Genomic DNA, 18,391 nt, shown 5'->3' on the forward strand with positions numbered 1-18,391 from the left:
AGGCCTGGGCCGCCGGCTGCCGCACAAGCGCCCTGACCTCAAGACTGGTCCGGACCGTTTTTGCCCGGACGCGGAGATTCGAGACGGCCCTCGCTCCGAAGGCGGTTGACGCCCCCAATCCCGCTGATAATTTGACCATGCAGTCAAAACTTGGTGCAATGACGCCGACCGGGAAATGGCCACCCGAAGAAACCGAATGGCCATGGAGAATGTCATGTCCAACCGCCTGAATACTACGCCCAACGACCTGCGGGCGTTCTGGATGCCGTTTACGGCAAACCGCCAGTTCAAGCAGGAACCCCGCCTTTTCGTCGCCGCCAAGGATATGCATTACACGACCCATGACGGCCGCCAGGTGCTCGATGCCACCGCGGGCCTCTGGTGCGTCAATGCCGGCCACTGCCGTCCGAAGATTACCGAGGCAATCCGCGAACAGGCTGGCGAACTGGATTATGCGCCGGCTTTCCAGCTGGGCCATCCGAAAGCGTTCGAACTCGCCAACCGCCTCGTCGATATCGCCCCCGAGGGGATGAACCACGTCCTCTACACCAATTCCGGCTCGGAATCGGTCGAGACCGCGCTGAAGGTGGCGCTCGCCTACCACCGCGTGAAGGGCAACGGCTCGCGCTTCCGCCTGATCGGCCGCGAGCGCGGTTATCACGGCGTCAATTTCGGCGGCATCTCGGTCGGCGGCATCGTCTCCAACCGCAAGATGTTCGGCACGCTTTTGACCGGCGTCGACCACCTGCCGCACACCCACCTGCCGGGCAAGAACGCCTTCACCAAGGGCGAGCCGGAGCATGGCGGCGATCTTGCCACCGAGCTTGAGCGCATCGTCACCCTGCATGACGCCTCGACCGTCGCTGCCGTCATCGTCGAGCCGGTCGCCGGTTCCACCGGCGTGCTCATCCCGCCGAAGGGCTATCTGCAGAAGCTGCGCGAGATCTGCACCAAGCACGGCATCCTGTTGATCTTCGACGAAGTCATCACCGGTTTCGGCCGCCTGGGCGCCCCGTTCGCGGCCCAGTATTTCGACGTCAAGCCGGACATCATCACCACCGCCAAGGGCCTCACCAACGGCGTGATCCCGATGGGCGCCGTCTTCGTCACCTCCGAGATCCACGACGCCTTCATGACCGGTCCGGAGCACATGATCGAGTTCATGCACGGCTATACCTATTCCGGCAACCCGATCGCCTCGGCTGCCGGCCTGGCGACGCTGGAAACCTACAAGGAAGAAGGCCTGTTCGACCGCGCCCGCGACATCGCCCCCTATTGGGAGGAAGGCCTGCATTCGCTCAAAGACCTGCCTAATGTCATCGACATCAGAAACCTCGGCCTGATCGGCGCCATCGAACTCGACCCGATCGCCGGCGAACCCACCAAGCGCGCCTTCACGGCCTTCCTGAAGGCCTACGAAAACGGCCTCCTGATCCGTACCACCGGCGACACCATCGCCATGTCCCCGCCGCTGATCGTCGAAAAGCACCATATCGACGAGATCTTCGGGAAATTGCGCGAGATTTTGACGAGCAATATCTGACGGCTTTGCCTCAGCACGGAAAAGGCGGCCTCAACGGCCGCCTTTTTTGTCTTCCTCATTCCTGTGCTTGTCCCAGAAATGAGGAGTGAGAGGTTGCCACACCGCCACCCGCCGGAACCCAGCGGATGGCAATATCGACCAGAGCCTCAGCCCTTGAAGAACGCCAGCAGATCCGCGTTGATCACATCCGCATGGGTCGTCGCCATGCCGTGCGGCAAACCTTCATAGACCTTCAGCGTGCCCTTCTTGAGCAGCTTGACCGCAAGCAGGGCCGAGTCGGCGATCGGCACGATCTGGTCGTCGTCGCCATGCATCACGAGAACCGGCACATCGATCGCCTTCAGGTCTTCGGTGAAATCGGTTTCCGAAAACGCCTTGATGCAATCGTAATGGGCCTTGGTGCCGCCCATCATGCCCTGCCGCCACCAGTTCTGGATCACGCCTTCGGAAACGGTCGCGCCGGGGCGATTGAAACCGTAGAACGGGCCGGCCGGCACGTCGCGGAAGAACTGGGCGCGGTTGGTCGCAAGTGCAGCGCGAAAACCGTCGAAGACTTCGATTGGCAGGCCGCCCGGATTGTTCTCCGTCTTCAGCATGATCGGCGGCACGGCGCCCATCAGCACGGCCTTGGCCACCCGGCCGCCGCCGCCATACTGGGCAACGTAGCGGGCAACTTCGCCACCGCCGGTCGAATGGCCGACATGGATGGCGTTTTTCAGGTCGAGATGGGCTGCGAGTTCCGCGACGTCGGCAGCATAGGTGTTCATTTCGTTGCCGGTTTCGGTCTGGCTCGAACGGCCGTGGCCGCGGCGGTCATGGGCAATGACGCGAAAACCCTGGTGCAGGAAGAACAGCATCTGGCCATCCCAGTCGTCGGCCGAAAGCGGCCAGCCGTGATGGAAAACGATCGGCTGGGCATCCTTCGAACCCCAGTCCTTGTAGAAGATCTGCGTGCCGTCCTGGGTGGTGATGAAATTGCTGGTCATGGTCCTCTTGTCCTTTTGAAACTGATTTTCGAATGACTGAGACATGAATGTCGGGCGCGACCGCAACCGGGCGGAGGGCCGCACCAGACATTCATAATACCGTTGCGTGTCGTTCCGTTGAACCACACCCTTCGAATTATCGCGATTTTCATACCTCGATATTTGTTATCGCGATAAACATCTGAATAGCGCCACTTTTTAATCCTGTCTACAAAAATATTTATCGCGATAACAAATTTATGCTATCTACATTCCCACGAACCTGGAACAGCCCCGGAGCCAGCATGTCCGCCTCCCCCCTTCCGCTGCTTGACGATCAGCTCTGCTTTTCGCTCTACACCGCCAATATCGCCATCAACCGCGCCTATAAGCCGCTGCTCGACGATATGGGTATCACCTATCCGCAATACCTGGTCTTGAGCGTGCTGGGTGAACAGGACGGCTCGACGATCGGCACGATCGCCGACCGGCTGGCGCTGGAGTCGAGCACGATCACTCCGCCGGTAAAGCGGCTCGAACAGGCCGGCCTCCTCGAGCGTCGTCGCAGCAAGACCGACGAGCGCCAGGTCCACGTCTGGCTGACCGATGCCGGCCGCGCACTGATCGCCAGGAGCAAGTGCCTCGGCGACACGCTGATCGAACGGTCCGGCATGACGCCCAAGGAATTCCAGGCCTTCAACCACCAGGTCCGGACCTTCCTCGGCGCTTTGGAACGTAAGGACTGAAGCTTCGCAGAAAATCGCGAGATCCGGCCAGTCTCTGCATTTTCTCGCCAATTTTTCGTGAAAATCACAAAAATCGAACCCGTTTTGTTATCTTCTTGCGCAATCCCGGCGGAATTCATACAGAATTGGCGGCCGGTCGCCGGAAGCCAAACATGGCTCGGCACGGTATCGACCGCATCGTCTCTTCGTCCTTGGCACGACCGCGCCCGGCGCGACATCGAAGACGGAAGGCAGGGGATGCGGCGTTCACCGCGGGGCTCAAAGCCCCCACCCAAGGAGACCAAGATGAACCTCAAGACGCTACTGGGGGCAACTGCCCTCGCCTCGCTCGTTTTCGCGCCGCTTGCCCATGCCGACATCGTCATCGGTCTGATCGCCCCGCTCACCGGCCCCGTCGCGGCCTATGGCGACCAGGTGAAGAACGGCGCCGAGACCGCGATTGCCGAAATCAACAAGAAGGGCGGCATTCTCGGCGAAAAGGTCGTCCTCAAGACCGCCGACGACGCGGCGGAGCCCAAGCAGGGCGTTTCGGCCGCCAACCAGCTGGTCGGCGAAGGCATCCGCTTCGTGGTCGGCCCCGTGACGTCGGGCGTCGCCATGCCGGCTTCCGATGCGCTTGCCGAAAACGGCGTGCTGATGGTCACCCCGACCGCCACCACCCCGGCTCTCACCACGCGCGGCCTCACCAACGTGTTCCGCACCTGCGGCCGCGACGACCAGCAGGCCGTAGTCGCCGCCAATTACGTGCTCAAGACCTTCAAGGACAAGAAGGTCGCGATCATCAACGACAAGGGCGCCTATGGCAAAGGCCTCGCCGACGCCTTCAAGACGGCGCTGAATGACGGCGGCGTCAAGGAAGTGCTCGATGACGCCGTCACCCCGGGGGACAAGGATTTCAGCGCGCTGACGACCCGCCTGAAGTCGCAGAATGTCGACGTGATCTATTTCGGCGGTTACCATCCGGAAGGCGGCCTGCTCGCCCGCCAGCTCGCCGATCTCGGCGTCAAGGCGACGATCGTCGGCGGTGACGGCCTGTCGAACAGCGAGTTCTGGAACATCGGCACCAAGGCGGCGGGAGGCACCGTCTTCACCAACGCTTCCGATGCCACCAAGAGCCCGGATTCCAAGGCTGCCGCCGAAGCGCTCGCCGCCCGCAAGATCCCCGCAGAAGCCTTCACCCTGAACGCCTATGCCGCCGTGGAAGTCATCAAGGCCGGCATCGAAAAGGCAAAGAGCGCCGAGGATACGGAAGCGGTGGCCGCGGCCATCAGGTCCGGCGAACCGATCGCCACCGCCATCGGCAAGCTCACCTATGGCGAGACGGGCGACCTCACCTCGCAGAGCTTCTCCCTGTTCAAATGGGAAGACGGCAAGATCGTCTCCGCCGAGTGACATCCTTCAAATCGCACGATCAGCGGGCGCCTTCGGGCGCCCGTTTGTTTTGGTGAACGCGCCTATAAGCGTCGAAGCCGGCCCCGATAATGAACAGCCTTGCCAATCAGCGGCAGCATGATCGGCACGTCGAAGCAGAAATCAACACCCTCCGCCCATTCCCGTGCCTCGCTTTTCGGCGCAAGAACCATCGGCATCGGCACTGAGAAGACCGACCACCTACGCATCACCATCGTCAGCCCGGAAGCGTCCGAAGGCAGATCGAAATAAAATCGCATCGGCCCGAAACGCTCGCAGACATAGCGCCCGCGCTGGCTGAGTTCGCTGCTGAAAACATGCCCGCCGAAATCGCGCGTCCAGCGTTCGACGCCATCGTTTTCCGAGAAAGCGACATGTAGCGGATGCTCGCCTTCCGGCGGAAAACCCATGATTGCCGCGACAAGTCGCGCCGGAAATGACCGCCCGCGCTCCACCGTGGCGGTGCCGGCCGCTCCCACATCGCCGAAAACGTTATGCATTTCCCGCACCGGCCCCGGCATCATATGGAAAGCCTCGCCCATTACCCGCAGATAGAGCGGCAGATAGGGGCTACTCTCGATCTCCCGGAAGATCGCAAGCCGGTCGAATTGCGGGGTGAACGCTGCCAATGACAGCTCTCCCGCAGCCGGTCGGGCACCGGCAGCTACCGTCCCCTGCGCTATCGCATTCGCGATCAATTGCGCCGCTATCGTCGGGATTTCCGGCCCGCAGCCATCTTCGGCGATCAACGTCCAGCGCCGGCTTTCGAACGCACCGCCAAGTGAGCCCTTGAGCTCGATCGCCATCGCGGAGCGATCCGTCCCGAACTGTGTGCTGAGCTTCTGCAGCGGCAGCAGCCAGCGGGCAAGCGGCCTGAGCGACGCGAACCAGCCCCATTTTACCGGCCAACTCAGAAGCCAGAGCGTCAACAGTTGAAACGAAAACTCCGGCCCGGCACGGAAGATGGTTGCAGGTCGGCCCGGTACCCTTGCCGGCACGAGATCATGATCCGGCACATCCGACAGCGCGACCAGCCGCGAAATGGGCACCTTGCCGCGTATGCGGTAGTGTACGCGCTTCAACCGGTGCCAGCCGGTCTCTTGCTGCCAGCGCCGGCCGTGCCAGAGCCGCACGGGCTTGCCCACATAGCTGAGGATCGCCGCCGCGACGGACGAACCTGCCGTCGCACGGTTCGAAGCGCTGATCGACATTTCGACGGAGCACACGTCCTCCATGTCTTGTGCCAGTTCATCAATAACGGCACCGGACATGGCAGGCACGCTGGAGGCGCCGGCCATCGCCACGACCCCGCGAGCACGCGCCGTCTCATCCAGCCCCGAAATACCGCTGACGAAATCCCGCGCATCGGCCAGATCGATGTAATGGACCCCACAGGCGATACACGCCTGCGCCACCTGATAGCCGCTGCCCTGAAACGGCCCGGCTGCATCGATGAGCAGAAACGGGCGATGTTCCTCAAGGATCGGCGTCAGATCTCGGTTCCTATCCGCCACAATTGGCGTCGCATTCGGCAAATCCTCTGCAAATCGCTTGGCGGCCTCGCCATTCCGGCCAGCCACCATCACCATCCAACCATCAGCAGCGAGCCGCAGCGAAAGTCGCGCGCCGAAACCGCCATATCCGCCAAGAACGATGACCGTTTTCACAACACGCGATCTGCATAATCCGCCGGCGGAACCCAGCAGGTCTCGCGCTGACCAAAAATCCGGTAGCGGTTGCGGGCAATCCAGAGATAGAGCGGATTGCGCAGGAAAGGCGGTACCAGCCCCAAAATGGAAAGCACCTTCCAGGGCCAGCCAAGCCCGGCATAGATCGCCAGCACCGCATCACTGTCGCGCAGCGCCTCGTCACCCTCCACCAAGATCAGCGTTTCCGGATTGGCGGGATCGATGCCGAAGCGGCGATAGAGCGCAGCTCCCGCTTCGTTCTGCATCGAGGTGAGACGGAGCCGCCGCGCCCGGTCGTGACGCAGCACGAACTGGGCGTTGGTCGAGCAGAGAATGCATTGCGCATCGAAAACGATAATCGGGCCGGACAGGTCTTTGGCACTCATGGCGTCACCTTATTCCGACAGATCAAAGCCAGGCAATCGATATCGGTTTGCAGACTTAACGTTGCTCCCTCACTCGATATGCACCGCCAGCGTCCGCTTCAAAGTCTTTAGCACGACGCTCGTGGTAAATTTGCGGATATTCGGGTTCATCTCCATCATCCGGTCCGCCAGCACGTCGAAATGCTCGACGGACTGGACGAGGATCACCAGCGTGAAATCGCCCCGGCCGGACGTACCCCAGGCCTCCTGCACCTCCGGCGTATCCGCCAGCCAGCGCAGGAAAGGCGGCATGAGCTCCGGCCGGTCGCGCTCCAGCTCCACCTCGACCAGCATGGAAACGGCGGTGCCGACCTTTTTCGGATCGACGATCGAAACGTCCCGCAGGATCACCTTGTCCTCGCGCAGCTTCTGCAGCCGCCGCTGTGCCGAGGACGGCGAGAGGCCCACACGCTCGGCAAGCTCGTTCAGGGTGATGGTCGCATCCTGCTGCATGAGCTTGAGGATTTCACGATCGGCTTTCGTCAATGCCATTGAGAGGATTTCCCGCCTGTCAACAAATTCCGGGAAATATTCCTGATCATGAGCATGAATTCAGGAATTCTGCCGGCTTTTCGTTGGCATCTTAACGCCATGACACAGAACCAGCCACACCCTTCCGCCGACGGTATTCTCGCTGCTTCGAAAAGCATCGATCCCGTCTTCACCAACAGCCCGTTGATCGAGCAGCAGACGGCCAACACGGCTCTCGGCCTTCGCCTGCTGGCGAAAGTGGAAACGCTCAATCCGATCCGCTCCTTCAAGGGACGCGGCACCGACTGGTGGATGCGGAACGAACCGGCCGGCGATCACCCCGTCGTCTCTGCCTCCGCCGGCAATTTCGGTCAGGGGCTCGCCTATGCCGGCAGGGCGCGGGGCCGCAGGGTGGTGATCTTTTCCGCCACCACCGCCAATCCCGGCAAGATCGAAGCCATGCGCCGGCTCGGCGCCGACGTGCGGCTGGAAGGCAGCGATTTCGACACTGCCAAGGCCGCCGCGCGTGCCTATGCCGAAGCGAATGGCTGCCCGTTTGTCGAAGACGGCGCATTGCGGGCCATCGCCGAAGGTGCAGGCACGATCGCACTGGAGATCACCGAGCGCCTCTCCCGGCAAGCCGTCGACCTCGACGCCATTCTCGTGCCGCTCGGCAATGGCGCGCTTCTGACCGGGATCGGCGCCTGGATCCGCGCCCGGGCACCGAACTGCAAGGTCATCGGCGTGGTTGCCACCAATGCACCCGCCATGAAGCAATCCTGGGAGACCGGCCGGCTCATCTCCACGCAAACCGCAGCGACCGCAGCCGATGGCATCGCAGTTCGGGAGTGCGTTCCTTACGCGCTGGACTGCATGAGGACGACAGCCGATGACGTCTGGGAAGCCAGCGAGGCGGCAATCCGCCAGGCGCGGGATTTCTGCCGCATCCATTACGGCCTCGTCGTCGAGGAAGCCGGCGCCGCCGGCATTGCAGGTCTTCTGGAAAACGGCGCGAACCTCAAAGGCCGAACCGTCGCCACCATCCTCTGCGGTGGCAATGTTCGCGCGGATATCGCATGACATCCCGCTTGCATCGGTCGCCTCTCCCCGTTTCCTCATGGAACGGCTAGGTTAGGCGACCGATTCAGCGCGAGGAGCCTGCCATGACCACCCGTCTCGAAACCCTCATCGACCAGGGCACCGGCCGCGAACCCGCCGATATCGTGCTGAAGGGCGGACGCTTCTTCGACCTCGTGACCGGCGAACTCGTCGCCTCCGACATCGCCATCTGCGCAGACCGTATCGTCGGCACCTGCGGCGACTACACCGGCAAGACCGAGATCGACATTTCCGGCAGGATCGTCGTGCCGGGCTTCATCGACACGCATCTCCACATCGAATCATCGCTCGTCACCCCGCACGAGTTCGACCGCTGCGTCCTGCCCTACGGCGTCACCACCGCGATCTGCGATCCGCACGAGATCGCCAACGTGCTCGGCACCGAGGGCATACAATTTTTCCTGGATTCTTCGCTCGAAACGATCATGGACATCCGTGTCCAGCTCTCCTCCTGCGTGCCCGCCACCCATCTGGAGACGTCCGGCGCCGATCTGCCGATCGAAAAGCTGCTCCCCTTCCGCGACCACCCCAAGGTCATCGGCCTGGCCGAATTCATGAATTTCCCGGGCGTCATTTACAAGGATCCGATCTGCCTCGCCAAGCTCGACGCCTTCTACGGCGACCATATCGACGGCCACGCGCCGCTGCTGCGTGGGCTCGATCTGAACGGCTACCTCGCAGCCGGCATCCGCACCGAGCACGAATGCACGACCGCCGAGGAGGCGCTCGAAAAAATCCGCAAGGGCATGCACATCCTGGTGCGCGAAGGCTCGGTCTCCAAGGACCTGCACGCCCTGATGCCACTCCTCACCGAGCGGCTGTCACCCTATCTCGCGCTCTGCACCGATGACCGCAACCCGCTCGACATCGCCGAACAGGGCCATCTCGACTACATGATCCGCACCGCCATCGCCCACGGGGTCGAACCACTCGCCGTCTACCGCGCCGCCTCGATTTCCGCCGCCCGCGCTTTCGCCCTGCGCGACCGCGGCCTCGTCGCCCCCGGCTGGCGGGCCGATCTCGCCGTCATCGACAGCCTTGAAAACTGCAAGGCCGAGATGGTGTTCTCCGCCGGCCGCAAGGTGACCGACGAGCTCTTCGCCACCCGCAAACCCGTCGCCCCGGTCGGCCTCGACAGCGTCAAGGCGCGTCCCGTCCAGGCCATGCATTTCGGCGTGCCGGTGAGCGAGGGCGAGACGCCCGTCATCGGCGTAATGCCCGGAAAGATCATCACCGAACACCGCCGCTACCGCCTGCCCGCAATCGGCAACCAGACCGGTCTCGATCTGTCCCGCGACATCATCAAGGTCGCCGTCATCGAGCGGCACGGCAAGAACGGCAACCATGCCAATGGTTTCGTCCAGGGGTTCGGATTGAAGAAGGGCGCGATCGCCTCGACCGTCGGCCATGACAGCCACAATATCTGCGTCGTCGGCGTCAGCGAGGACGACATGGCGCTCGCCGCCAACCGTCTGGGCGAAATCCACGGCGGCTTCGTGGTGGTGGAAGATGGAAAGGTCACCGGCGAAATCGCCCTGCCCGTCGCCGGCCTGATGAGCCTTGAGCCGTATGAAACGGTCCGCGACACCCTCCACCACCTCCGCCATGCCGCCTACGCGCTCGGCACGACGCTTCAGGAACCCTTCCTCCAGGTCGCCTTCCTGCCGTTGCCGGTCATCCCCCACCTGAAAATCTCGGACAAGGGCATGGTGGATGTGGACAGGTTCGCGCTGATCGGGTGAAGCATCAAAGCCATTCGTTAGCGACAACCATTCGGGCTCCAAAGAGGGAAGATAAAAGTCAAAAAACGGAGGCTTTGATGCCATTTGTCTTCCGCTCGGGAAAGCTGAAGTTCTTTTTCTACTCCAACGAAGGCGACCCGCGTGAGCCTGTGCATATCCATGTCCGAAGCGGCGGCGCCAATGCAAAGATCTGGTTGGAGCCGACTATCGCAGTGGCATCCACTGGGATGATTTCGACGAAGACATCTCCATCGCCGGCCCTCTGGAAGGGCGCGGCGACAGGACGGTGAAACGTCCTGCCGCATAAATCCCGTTAGGATCGTCCATGGGCAAGCTAGAGCAGATCGAGAAAGGCGATGCGGAAAGCAAATTCCACCGTCTCGCAGAGGATGCCTTGACCGAATTCCGTGCGGGGAAGACAAGGTCGCGTTGAGCGGGCGCCGCCCCTCACCGCCGCCTCAGCACCATCCCCGCATGATAGAGCACCCCGTCGCGAAAATCCCCATCCGCGGTGAACCCCGTGTCGTCCTTGTAGTCGATATGGTCGCCGGCCACCCAGTAGCGACCCTCATAGGCCTTTTCGCGGGTGCCGCGCGCTTCCACGTAGCGGCCGTTCGGCAAAAGCTCGTGGCGGATGTGATTGTCTTCGTTTACCCACATGCCCGCATAGGGATGTTCAGCCATGGTTTTCTCCTCTTCCTCGATGTCGTGTGCAAGCGCCGTAAACGTCGCGATGAAGGCGAAAGCCGCGGCAAAGGCAGCAAACGCGAGCGGAGCCCGGAAACCTGAAGGGGCGCGAAAAAGCCTTTCAGCCATTGAGATATTCCCTCCTGAGCATCCGTTCGCGGCGGCGTCTTTGCGTGCCGCGGGAGCGTTTGAGGAAGCCGCCGGCAAAATCGGCGGCCCAATGGAAGGGGCTTTCAAGTAAGCGCTGAAAGTTGCTCATCACCATCTCCATTTGAGTCCGGGCTGGTTCGATCGGACCAGCCGAATATGGTGGAAAACAGCGGGCGAGCGGTAGCTCAGTCCTCCGGCATGATTGCACAATCCTCCGAAGTTCAGTTGAAATGGCCAACGGCGCCACCATATGATGCCCACACCAGACCGCAGACATCCTGTATTTTACGGCATCCGTACCTTCGAACGAGGCCCGAAGATGGAAAAGCTCGATCAACTTGCTCGGCTGATTGCACAAAACACCGATGGCGACGGCGTGTTCGATACGGCGATCCCGCGCCTGTCGATGATCCGCATCTCGAAGCCGACCGAGCCGCTGCACGTCATCCATCAGCCGGCGGTGTGCATCATCGCGCAAGGGGCGAAACAGGTCATGCTGGCCGACGAAATCTTTCGCTACAGCCCCGGCCAGTATCTGGTCGTCTCGGTCGACATGCCCGTTACAGGCCAGGTCATGGAGGCGACGGCGGAGGAGCCGTATCTCTGCCTGCGCCTCGATCTCGACCTGAAGCTGCTGAGCGAGATGCTGGTGGACATGCCGGCTGCGCCAGGTGTCCCAACCATGCGCAAAAAATGCATCGGTCTCAGTTACACCACACCGGAATTCCTGGACGCCGCACTCCGCCTCGCCCAGCTTCTCGATAAGCCCGAGGAGATCGCCTATCTCGCGCCGCTGATCGAGCGCGAACTGATGTTCCGCCTGCTGCGCGGCGATCAGGCCGAGATGATCCGCCAGATTCTGGCGCCCGAAAACCGGCTGTATCAGGTCAACCGGGCGATTTCCTGGATCCGCCAGAACTTTTCCGCCCCCTTCTCGATCGAGCAGGTAGCGGTCGAAGCGCGCATGAGTACGTCCTCGCTGCACCAGCATTTTCGCGAGGTGACGGCGATGAGCCCGCTGCAATACCAGAAACAGCTGCGCCTGCAGGAAGCCCGCCGCCTCATCCTCGGCAATGCCATGGACGCCGCCACTGCCGCCCATCAGGTCGGCTATGACAGCCCTTCGCAGTTCAGTCGCGAATATCGCCGCCTGTTCGGCGCCCCGCCGATCCAGGATATCACCCGGCTCAGAAGCGAACCCTCCCGTTACGCCGAGGCCTGAACCGCCCAAATCTCTCTTCCAGAAAATATTCAACCGATCGGTTGACAATAAAAGGGCATGGGCGCATATTCAACCACATGGTTGAATTACAGACACATCCGATCGATACGGTCTTCCACGCCCTCAGCGACGGCACGCGCCGCCGCATGCTCCGCGAGCTTGCACAGGGCGAGCGCACGGTCAGCCAGCTGGCCGAGCCGCACGAGATGTCGCTCGCGGCGGCCTCGAAACACATCAAGGTGCTGGAAAGCGCCGGGCTGATCCGCCGCGAAATTCAAGGCCGCACCCATCTCTGCCGCCTCGAACCCGGCCCGCTCGCGACCGCCCATGAGTGGCTGACCTTCTATGAGCGCTTCTGGACCGACAGGCTCGATATCCTGGAACGCCTTCTCAGGGAGGAGGACGCCCAAAAGAACGCCCGGGACCAGACCCAGAAGAATCCGTTGAAATTCCCTGCGTCCCAGAAATCTGAAACTGAAACGGGAGAAGACCAATGAACGACATGACATCATTGAACAAATACGGCGCTGTAGCCGAACCTTTCGCCTTCACCATCCAGCGCCGCCTGCCGGGTCCCATCGAGAGAATCTGGGCCTACCTCACCGACAGCGATCTTCGCCGCCAGTGGCTCGCATCGGGCATCATGCCGGCACAGGCGGGCAGTTCCTTCGAACTCACCTGGCGAAACGACGAACTGGCCGGCTCGGCCGAAGGCAGACCGGAAGGCTTTCCCGCGGAACACAGCATGCAGAGCGAGGTGATCGCGTTCGAGCCTCCGCATCGCCTCGTCTTCTCGTGGCCGCCGCGCGGCGAAGTCAGCTTTGAACTTCAACCGGCCGGCAGCGAAATCCTGCTCACCGTCACGCATCGGCGGATCTCCGATCGCCGCAACATGGTCATGGTCGGCGCCGGCTGGCACATGCATCTCGACATCCTGGTCGCCCGGGCGACCGGCGCCAAGCCTGAACCGTTCTGGGAAGGCTGGAGCCGCCTCAAGGAAGAATACGACCGCCGCATCCCGGCCTGAAGCACGTTGTCGCCTCCGCCCCATGGTTCAGGGAGGCCCCAGAGAGCCGGGGCGGAGGTTTCAGTCAAAGGTCCGCGATGGCGCCATACCCATGGAGATACGACATGAGCACCCTTTTTACGGGCGGATGCGCCTGCGGCGCGCTTCGTTATGAAATCTCCGCCGAACCGGCGGTCATGGTCGATTGCCAGTGCCGCCAGTGCCAGCGCGAAAGCGGCACAGGCCACGCCTCCCACCTCACCTTCCCAAGCGCGGCCGTCAAGGTCGAGGGCAATGCGACCCATTGGGAGGCGACCGGCGACGGCGGAACCGTCAAGAGGCGGGCCTTCTGCCCCACCTGCGGTTCGCCGGTCTATATGACGTTCCCGGCTATGCCGGACTACTTCGTCATCCGCGCCGGCAGCCTCGACGATCCGAGCCTGTATAAGCCGCAATTCGTGACCTGGCACGCCGCCGGCCACGCCTGGGATCATCTCGATCCGGCCCTGCCGAAATTCGAGAACATGCCGCCAGCTTGAAGAACTTTCACACCCGGGCGCAGAACACGTCGAGGGCATCGAGCTTCACCACGCCCTTTTCGAGCCGCGACACGAAGCCCGGCAGGTTAACCGGCAGAATTTCGCCGAGCCGTTTCGGCAGGGTGAAATCCTGTGTTCCCCGGGTCAGGTTGAAGATGAACAGCAATTTCTCGCCGCCCTTCTCGCGCACGAAGGCGAGCAGGTCCTGGTTGGTATCGAGGAAGGTCATGTCGCCGTCGATGAGCGGCGGATGCGCCTTGCGGAAGGCGAGTGCCGCCCGGTAGTGGTGCAGCACCGAATCCGGGAGCGCCTCCTGCGCATCGACGGCACGGCGCGCATGGTCGGCCGGCACCGGCAGCCAGGTCTTCGAACCGGTGGTAAAGCCCGCATGCGGCTCGCCCGCTTCCCAGGCCATCGGCGTGCGGCATCCGTCGCGGCCCTTGAAGGCCGGCCAGAAGCGGATGCCGTAGGGGTCGCGCAGATCCTCGAAGGTGAGTTCCGCCTCGGTCAGCCCCAGTTCCTCGCCCTGATAGAGGCAAATCGAGCCACGCAGGACCGAAAGCAGCGTGATCGACAGTTTTGCGACCCGGTCCTGCTCGGCCGGAGACTCGGCGAAGCGGGTCACGTGGCGAACGACATCATGATTGGAAAACGCCCAGCAGACCCAGCCATTGCTGACGGTATCGGCAACCGTGGTCATCACCTTGCGGATATAGGCCGCGTCGAAGGCAGGACCTAAGAAATCGAAGGTGTAGCACATGTGCAGCTTGTCATTGCCGGTCGTGTAGAGCGCCAGCGTCGAAAGTGAACGCGGGCCGTCGCCGACTTCGCCGACGGTCGCACGACCTTCGTAGCTGTCGAGCAACGCTCTCAGCCGCTTCAGGAAGTCGATATTTTCTGGCTGCGTCTTGTCGTAGAGGTGGTTCTGCATGGAATAGGGATTGGTGTCCGTCTCCATGCCCGCGCCGTCGGTGTCGTAGACCATCGGCGGGTTGTTGCGCAGTTGCTTGTCGTGGAAATAGTAGTTGACGGTATCGAGGCGGAACCCGTGCACGCCGCGGTCCAGCCAGAAGCGCACCGTGTCCAGCATGGCGGCCTGGACCTCGGGATTGTGGAAATTGAGGTCCGGCTGGGCGATCAGGAAGTTGTGCATGTAATATTGCTTGCGCACCCCGTCCCATTCCCAGCCCGGCCCGCCGAAGATCGACAGCCAGTTGGTCGGCGCCGTGCCGTCCGGCTTCGGGTCCGCCCAGACATACCAGTCGGCCTTGGGATTGGTGCGGCTGGAACGGCTTTCGACGAACCACGGATGCCGGTCGGACGTGTGGGAAATCACCTGGTCGATGATCACCTTCAACCCCAGGCGCTCCGCCTCGGCCATCATCTCGTCGAAGTCGGTGAGCGTACCGAACATCGGATCGACATTGCAGTAGTCGGAGACGTCGTAGCCCATGTCGGCCATCGGCGAGGTGAAGAAGGGCGAGAGCCAGATCGCATCGACGCCGAGCGAGGCGACATGCGGCAGGCGCGCGGTAATGCCCTTGATGTCGCCGATCCCGTCGCCGGTCGAGTCCTGAAAGGAGCGCGGATAGATCTGGTAGATCACCGCGCCGCGCCACCAGTTTGCATCGACTGCCTTCACTGCCTGTGTCGCCATCGTCCGACTCTCCTTTCTTAAATGTTCCAGCCCAACCTAGTGCCCCCCGTTCAAAAGACAACGCATAAGCAGGGCTCTGCGACGTTCCGAAACCACTCTCTTGCCACGGCTGAAACTTCGGCCTATGCGAGTTAAAAAATGCGGGAGGGATGCAATTGGGCGGACGGCTTCTTTCGATCGGCGAGTGCATGGTGGAGCTGTCGCAGGCGGGCGAAGGCCTGCTGCGCAAGGGCTTTGCCGGAGATACCTTCAACACCGCCTGGTATGCGCGCGCCTGCCTGCCGGCCGAATGGTCGGTGGATTATTTCACCGCTGTCGGCGACGATCCCCTGTCAACCGAAATGCTGTCGATGATGCGGGATGCCGGCATCGGCACGAGCTTCATCCGCCGCATCGAGGGCAAGACGCCCGGCCTCTACCTGATCACGCTGAAGAACGGCGAACGCACCTTCAGCTACTGGCGCGACACGGCCGCCGCCAGGAAACTCGCCGACGACGCGGACCATCTGCGCGCCGCGATCGAAGCCGCCGACATCCTCTATTTCTCCGGCATCACGCTGGGCATCCTTAGCCCCGAAGCGGTCGAGACGCTGCTGTCGGAACTGCGCCGCGCCAAGGCCTCCGGCAAGACAGTCGCCTTTGACCCCAACATCCGCCCCCGCCTCTGGCCGAGTAAAGACTACATGCTGAAGACGATCGAAGCCGGCGCACGGGCCGCCTCCCTCGTCCTGCCGAGCTTCGACGACGAGACCACCCATTTCGGCGATGCGACCGTCGCAGACACCATCGCCCGCTACCACGCGCTCGGCGTCGAAAACATCGTGGTCAAGAACGGCGCGGAGGGCGCGACGCTGAGCTTCGCCGGCGCCGCCGTCGTCCATGTCCCCTCCGTCAGGGCAGAGCAGCTCGTCGACACGACCAGCGCGGGCGACAGCTTCAACGGCGCCTTCCTGTCGCGCCTGGTCCGCGGCACCCCGCCGGCGCAGGCCGCCGCCTACGGCGCCTCGGTCGCGTCCGTCGTGATCGGCCACCACGGCGCCCTGATCAGCCCGGCGCTGCTGCCGGGGTAAAACGCCACCGGACGTATCCGGACACGCCGGTCAAGGGCGCCGAAATCGACCCCCGTTGTCGGCTGATTTTTGGGTGGCGCGTCATACATCAATTTTCAGTCATTATCTGAAAGAGTTAGGGCGGCTTACGATTGCTCCCAACGAGGAAATGAAATGCGTATCGCTCTTGCCGTCCTGACCGTCCTGTCCCTCTCCCTATCCCAGGCTGCACACTCAGCCCCCATCGATGCCCTGACCAAGGCCGAAGAAAGAACTTATGAGGCATGGGGAAAGCTCGGCTTGACGGAGCGCCTGGTGACCTTCGTCACTGCGCCCTCCACCGGCTACGGCATCTATCAGGAAAAGCAGTCCAGCATTTTCAAGCAGGGTGAAAAGGTCATCACCTATGTCGAGCCGATCGGCTACGGATGGAAAGAACTTCCCCACGACATGTACGAACTCAACTTCGTATCGGACCTGAAGATCAAGGCGGCCAACGGCGACGTCATGCTCGACAAGAAGGCCTTCTCCACCAATGTGCTTCAGAGCCACAACGCCAACATGGAATTCTCCATGGATTTCACCCTGACGCTGACCGGCGCGCCGGCTGGCAAATACACCTTGACCTATACGATCCACGACATGAGCGGTGACCAGACCTCGACATTCGATCAGGACTTCACCATCGCCGCCGATTAACCGCCCCCGGCGCCGGCTGCCCTCGCTCGGAGGTCAGCCGGCAACCCGGAACGACACCGGAAACCCGCGCATCACCGAATTGGCGACGGTGCAGACGCTTCTGGCCCGCTCGATCAGCGCCCTGGTGTCGGCACCATCGCCCGAGGTGCAGATAACGTCGAGCTCCGCACCGACGGCGATCAGCGGCGTGCCGTCGAGCTCCAGCGTGACGCTGACCGCGATATCCTCGATGTCGATATTCATCTCGTGCGCCGCGTATCGGAGGTCGTTGCAGAAGCACCCGCCGATCGCCAGCGCCAAAAGCTGCCCGCCATTGAACCCGAGATTGCGCCCGCCAGCCTTCCCCTCCGCCCGATCGACGACGATCGTATGGCTCCCGGCCCAGCCCAGGGCCGCCTCGGTTCCGGCCACGTTGCGAAGCTCGACGGTCGACGAAATCATGGGCAGTCCTCCTGATCGGATCGATAATCCCATTGAACGCGCGGCAGTTCAATCGATAAGCGGAAGCCTTGAGAGATCATCAAAAAGGAGACGTAGCCAGAAAAATCAATTCATGATTGCATGAATGCGAAGGTTGTAACTAGGTCCCACCGGAAAGTAGCAACTATGTGTGAAAAGCCGATCATACCGCCTGCTGTTGCTACGGAACAGACTGACTCGTATCGAATATATGACGCGATCTGGCGAAATATGGACCGCGAAAATAACCTTATCAACCAACGTCTTGGATGGGCAATATTTTTTAGTGCTGGTATCTTCTCGGCCTCGGCCGTGGTCGTCAACATAATGATGAAGCTCGTCGATACGAGACTCGCCTATCTAACGACTTGGATGATCGCCGGTTGCTTTCTGCTGGGATGTTTGGCTGCCCTTGGCGTGTATTTCTCTCTCCGCGTCCTGAGAGGGGTCGATGCTGCGCTTGAGCAAATCGAATATCTGCGTGAGAGGTATCAACGAGACGAGGCCAAATTCAAAGCGATCAGCCTGCCGCGCCCGTTTGGCGAAAAGAAGGATATAGACCGAGGCCGTAGCGCCTCCACAATTTTTCCGCAAACGCTGGTGCTGATCTGGTCAGCGGCTTGGGGCTTCAGTGTATTAGCGGCGGGAATATTCGGAACTTTGGCGGTACTTGGCATTCCTATTGTTGAACCGCCCAGTTCCTCGGTGTCGCCTCTCCGTGTCTTGGTTGCCCCCTTCATCAGCCTGTAACAAACTTTTCCGATAGAGGGCCGACAACGCTCCGTCACGCGCGAGTCGTGGACGGATCGGCAAC

General features: G+C 61.9%; 21 protein-coding genes. 13 read left to right on the forward strand and 8 right to left on the reverse strand.

Translation table 11 applies throughout. From position 1 onward, the window contains the following. Positions 1-214 precede the first annotated feature (214 nt). Complete coding sequence (gene aptA, locus GQ59_RS01055) at positions 215-1,543, forward strand: omega-aminotransferase AptA (RefSeq protein ID WP_037078034.1); 1,329 nt, start codon at positions 215-217, stop codon at positions 1,541-1,543. A gap of 146 nt (positions 1,544-1,689) precedes the next feature. Here the strand turns inward: aptA and GQ59_RS01060 are convergent, their stop codons facing one another. Beyond that, positions 1,690-2,529: an alpha/beta fold hydrolase gene (locus tag GQ59_RS01060; RefSeq protein WP_037076459.1), complete on the reverse strand. Its 840-nt coding sequence runs from the start codon at positions 2,527-2,529 to the stop codon at positions 1,690-1,692. Between the two features lie 284 nt (positions 2,530-2,813). Between GQ59_RS01060 and GQ59_RS01065 the strand changes: the two genes are divergently transcribed. Together GQ59_RS01065 and GQ59_RS01070 are read left to right on the forward strand one after the other, a co-directional pair. Then, positions 2,814-3,254: a MarR family winged helix-turn-helix transcriptional regulator gene (locus GQ59_RS01065; RefSeq protein WP_037076462.1), complete on the forward strand. Its 441-nt coding sequence runs from the start codon at positions 2,814-2,816 to the stop codon at positions 3,252-3,254. Positions 3,255-3,539: 285 nt separating this feature from the next. Beyond that, positions 3,540-4,646 carry a branched-chain amino acid ABC transporter substrate-binding protein gene (locus GQ59_RS01070; protein ID WP_037076464.1) on the forward strand — a complete coding sequence of 369 codons (1,107 nt, stop codon included), beginning with the start codon at positions 3,540-3,542 and terminating at the stop codon, positions 4,644-4,646. A 62-nt stretch (positions 4,647-4,708) separates the two neighbouring features. Here the strand turns inward: GQ59_RS01070 and GQ59_RS01075 are convergent, their stop codons facing one another. The 3 genes from GQ59_RS01075 to GQ59_RS01085 form a co-directional block, all read right to left on the reverse strand. Beyond that, on the reverse strand, positions 4,709-6,331 hold the full coding sequence (locus GQ59_RS01075) for a saccharopine dehydrogenase family protein (RefSeq protein WP_037078035.1): 1,623 nt from the start codon (positions 6,329-6,331) through the stop codon (positions 4,709-4,711). Beyond that, complete coding sequence (locus GQ59_RS01080) at positions 6,328-6,738, reverse strand: thiol-disulfide oxidoreductase DCC family protein (protein WP_037076467.1); 411 nt, start codon at positions 6,736-6,738, stop codon at positions 6,328-6,330. Before GQ59_RS01080 ends, GQ59_RS01075 begins: the two co-directional genes overlap by 4 nt. 69 nt (positions 6,739-6,807) lie before the next feature. Further along, positions 6,808-7,269, reverse strand: a complete 462-nt coding sequence (locus tag GQ59_RS01085; RefSeq protein WP_037076470.1) for an Lrp/AsnC family transcriptional regulator — start codon at positions 7,267-7,269, stop codon at positions 6,808-6,810. A 48-nt stretch (positions 7,270-7,317) separates the two neighbouring features. Here GQ59_RS01085 and GQ59_RS01090 point away from each other — a divergent pair, with 48 nt between their 5' ends. The 3 genes from GQ59_RS01090 (at position 7,318) to GQ59_RS01100 (ending at position 10,399) form a co-directional block, all read left to right on the forward strand. After that, on the forward strand, positions 7,318-8,328 hold the full coding sequence (locus GQ59_RS01090) for a threonine ammonia-lyase (protein WP_244447885.1): 1,011 nt from the start codon (positions 7,318-7,320) through the stop codon (positions 8,326-8,328). Positions 8,329-8,411: 83 nt separating this feature from the next. Further along, positions 8,412-10,109: an adenine deaminase gene (ade, locus tag GQ59_RS01095; protein ID WP_037076473.1), complete on the forward strand. Its 1,698-nt coding sequence runs from the start codon at positions 8,412-8,414 to the stop codon at positions 10,107-10,109. Between the two features lie 77 nt (positions 10,110-10,186). Then, entirely contained in the window at positions 10,187-10,399 is a 213-nt protein-coding gene (locus tag GQ59_RS01100; RefSeq protein ID WP_037076476.1) for a DUF4160 domain-containing protein, read from the forward strand. Between the two features lie 157 nt (positions 10,400-10,556). Here GQ59_RS01100 and GQ59_RS32485 read toward each other — a convergent pair whose 3' ends face one another. Continuing rightward, complete coding sequence (locus tag GQ59_RS32485; protein WP_084682929.1) at positions 10,557-10,925, reverse strand: Atu4866 domain-containing protein; 369 nt, start codon at positions 10,923-10,925, stop codon at positions 10,557-10,559. Next, positions 10,918-11,055, reverse strand: a complete 138-nt coding sequence (locus tag GQ59_RS32285; RefSeq protein WP_156376340.1) for a hypothetical protein — start codon at positions 11,053-11,055, stop codon at positions 10,918-10,920. The genes GQ59_RS32485 and GQ59_RS32285 overlap by 8 nt, the downstream gene beginning before the upstream one ends. 210 nt (positions 11,056-11,265) lie before the next feature. On the opposite strand from GQ59_RS32285, the gene GQ59_RS01110 reads away from it, so the two are divergent. From GQ59_RS01110 to GQ59_RS01125, 4 genes are all read left to right on the forward strand, one after another. Beyond that, complete coding sequence (locus GQ59_RS01110; RefSeq protein WP_037076480.1) at positions 11,266-12,168, forward strand: AraC family transcriptional regulator; 903 nt, start codon at positions 11,266-11,268, stop codon at positions 12,166-12,168. A gap of 77 nt (positions 12,169-12,245) precedes the next feature. Beyond that, complete coding sequence (locus GQ59_RS01115) at positions 12,246-12,665, forward strand: ArsR/SmtB family transcription factor (RefSeq protein ID WP_051903729.1); 420 nt, start codon at positions 12,246-12,248, stop codon at positions 12,663-12,665. Then, positions 12,662-13,195 (forward strand): SRPBCC family protein, encoded by a 534-nt coding sequence (locus GQ59_RS01120; RefSeq protein ID WP_037076483.1) that lies wholly within the window; start codon positions 12,662-12,664, stop codon positions 13,193-13,195. The genes GQ59_RS01115 and GQ59_RS01120 overlap by 4 nt, the downstream gene beginning before the upstream one ends. Positions 13,196-13,299: 104 nt before the next feature. Beyond that, complete coding sequence (locus tag GQ59_RS01125) at positions 13,300-13,713, forward strand: GFA family protein (protein ID WP_037076485.1); 414 nt, start codon at positions 13,300-13,302, stop codon at positions 13,711-13,713. 7 nt (positions 13,714-13,720) lie between these two features. Here GQ59_RS01125 and bglA read toward each other — a convergent pair whose 3' ends face one another. Then, the gene (gene bglA, locus GQ59_RS01130; protein ID WP_037076489.1) at positions 13,721-15,370 is read right to left on the reverse strand and encodes a beta-galactosidase BglA; all 1,650 of its coding nucleotides are present in this window, start codon (positions 15,368-15,370) and stop codon (positions 13,721-13,723) included. Positions 15,371-15,525: 155 nt separating this feature from the next. On the opposite strand from bglA, the gene GQ59_RS01135 reads away from it, so the two are divergent. Next, positions 15,526-16,440, forward strand: coding sequence for a sugar kinase (locus GQ59_RS01135; protein ID WP_037076492.1), 915 nt, complete (start codon positions 15,526-15,528; stop codon positions 16,438-16,440). Positions 16,441-16,593: 153 nt separating this feature from the next. Beyond that, positions 16,594-17,118 carry a hypothetical protein gene (locus GQ59_RS01140; RefSeq protein ID WP_037076495.1) on the forward strand — a complete coding sequence of 175 codons (525 nt, stop codon included), beginning with the start codon at positions 16,594-16,596 and terminating at the stop codon, positions 17,116-17,118. 33 nt (positions 17,119-17,151) lie between these two features. On the opposite strand, the gene GQ59_RS01145 is transcribed toward GQ59_RS01140, so the two are convergent. Continuing rightward, positions 17,152-17,559: an OsmC family protein gene (locus GQ59_RS01145; RefSeq protein WP_037076498.1), complete on the reverse strand. Its 408-nt coding sequence runs from the start codon at positions 17,557-17,559 to the stop codon at positions 17,152-17,154. 249 nt (positions 17,560-17,808) lie between these two features. On the opposite strand from GQ59_RS01145, the gene GQ59_RS01150 reads away from it, so the two are divergent. After that, on the forward strand, positions 17,809-18,327 hold the full coding sequence (locus tag GQ59_RS01150; RefSeq protein WP_152564182.1) for a hypothetical protein: 519 nt from the start codon (positions 17,809-17,811) through the stop codon (positions 18,325-18,327). Positions 18,328-18,391 lie beyond the last annotated feature (64 nt).

Origin of the sequence: Neorhizobium vignae, assembly GCF_000732195.1 — a bacterium.
In the GTDB taxonomy this organism is placed as follows: Bacteria; Pseudomonadota; Alphaproteobacteria; order Rhizobiales; family Rhizobiaceae; genus Neorhizobium; species Neorhizobium vignae.

Excerpts from the sequence above, each read along its gene's own strand:
- aptA (WP_037078034.1), top strand. The coding sequence starts at position 215 with ATGTCCAACCGCCTGAATACTACGCCCAACGACCTGCGGGCGTTCTGG.
- GQ59_RS01060 (WP_037076459.1), bottom strand. The coding sequence starts at position 2,529 with ATGACCAGCAATTTCATCACCACCCAGGACGGCACGCAGATCTTCTAC.
- GQ59_RS01065 (WP_037076462.1), top strand. The coding sequence starts at position 2,814 with ATGTCCGCCTCCCCCCTTCCGCTGCTTGACGATCAGCTCTGCTTTTCG.
- GQ59_RS01070 (WP_037076464.1), top strand. The coding sequence starts at position 3,540 with ATGAACCTCAAGACGCTACTGGGGGCAACTGCCCTCGCCTCGCTCGTT.
- GQ59_RS01080 (WP_037076467.1), bottom strand. The coding sequence starts at position 6,738 with ATGAGTGCCAAAGACCTGTCCGGCCCGATTATCGTTTTCGATGCGCAA.
- GQ59_RS01085 (WP_037076470.1), bottom strand. The coding sequence starts at position 7,269 with ATGGCATTGACGAAAGCCGATCGTGAAATCCTCAAGCTCATGCAGCAG.
- GQ59_RS01090 (WP_244447885.1), top strand. The coding sequence starts at position 7,318 with ATGAGCATGAATTCAGGAATTCTGCCGGCTTTTCGTTGGCATCTTAAC.
- ade (WP_037076473.1), top strand. The coding sequence starts at position 8,412 with ATGACCACCCGTCTCGAAACCCTCATCGACCAGGGCACCGGCCGCGAA.
- GQ59_RS01100 (WP_037076476.1), top strand. The coding sequence starts at position 10,187 with ATGCCATTTGTCTTCCGCTCGGGAAAGCTGAAGTTCTTTTTCTACTCC.
- GQ59_RS32485 (WP_084682929.1), bottom strand. The coding sequence starts at position 10,925 with ATGGCTGAAAGGCTTTTTCGCGCCCCTTCAGGTTTCCGGGCTCCGCTC.
- GQ59_RS32285 (WP_156376340.1), bottom strand. The coding sequence starts at position 11,055 with ATGAGCAACTTTCAGCGCTTACTTGAAAGCCCCTTCCATTGGGCCGCC.
- GQ59_RS01110 (WP_037076480.1), top strand. The coding sequence starts at position 11,266 with ATGGAAAAGCTCGATCAACTTGCTCGGCTGATTGCACAAAACACCGAT.
- GQ59_RS01115 (WP_051903729.1), top strand. The coding sequence starts at position 12,246 with ATGGTTGAATTACAGACACATCCGATCGATACGGTCTTCCACGCCCTC.
- GQ59_RS01120 (WP_037076483.1), top strand. The coding sequence starts at position 12,662 with ATGAACGACATGACATCATTGAACAAATACGGCGCTGTAGCCGAACCT.
- GQ59_RS01125 (WP_037076485.1), top strand. The coding sequence starts at position 13,300 with ATGAGCACCCTTTTTACGGGCGGATGCGCCTGCGGCGCGCTTCGTTAT.
- bglA (WP_037076489.1), bottom strand. The coding sequence starts at position 15,370 with ATGGCGACACAGGCAGTGAAGGCAGTCGATGCAAACTGGTGGCGCGGC.
- GQ59_RS01140 (WP_037076495.1), top strand. The coding sequence starts at position 16,594 with ATGCGTATCGCTCTTGCCGTCCTGACCGTCCTGTCCCTCTCCCTATCC.
- GQ59_RS01145 (WP_037076498.1), bottom strand. The coding sequence starts at position 17,559 with ATGATTTCGTCGACCGTCGAGCTTCGCAACGTGGCCGGAACCGAGGCG.
- GQ59_RS01150 (WP_152564182.1), top strand. The coding sequence starts at position 17,809 with ATGGACCGCGAAAATAACCTTATCAACCAACGTCTTGGATGGGCAATA.